The following is a 511-nucleotide window of genomic DNA, read 5'->3' on the forward strand; positions in this document are numbered from 1 at the left end:
GCTTCGACGCCGCCAGGGCTGCCGCATCCGAACGCAGCGCCGCGCCCGGCGACGGCCGCGTGCCGCACACCGGCGATGCCTTGCTGGGCCTGGCGGCGTCAGCCGGCATCGGCCTGGTGGCCGGGCAGGGCCTGAGCTGGAGCGTGGGCGAGACGCTGACGCTGGCCAGCGGGCAGGGCAGCGAAGCGGCCATCGCCGGCAACGCGCGGCTGCACAGCGGCCAGGCGATCGGGGTGCTGGCCGCAGCGGTGGACGGCGGGCAGACGCAGGCGCACAGCCTGAGCATCGTCAGCGGCGAAGGCGAACTGGACCTCCAGGCGCAAAGCGACGAACTGCGCCTGCAGGCGAAGGAAGGGCTGAAGCTGATCAGCGCCAACGCCGAGGTGGAACTGGCGGCCGGCAAGACGGTGCACCTGGCGGTGGCCGGCGGTGCCAGCGTGACCATCGAAGGCGGCAACATCACCGTCGCCTGCCCCGGCACCATCACCGTGCATGCGAGCAAGAAGTCGTT

At 72.6% G+C, this 511-nt stretch carries 1 protein-coding gene; it reads left to right on the top strand.

Annotated features, from left to right (window positions below; translation table 11 throughout):
• Positions 1-511 (top strand): DUF2345 domain-containing protein (locus XpopCFBP1817_RS21165; RefSeq protein ID WP_146090211.1); only part of this gene is annotated, 511 nt, incomplete at both ends.

The sequence above is a fragment of the Xanthomonas populi genome (assembly GCF_002940065.1).
In the GTDB taxonomy this organism is placed as follows: Bacteria; Pseudomonadota; Gammaproteobacteria; order Xanthomonadales; family Xanthomonadaceae; genus Xanthomonas; species Xanthomonas populi.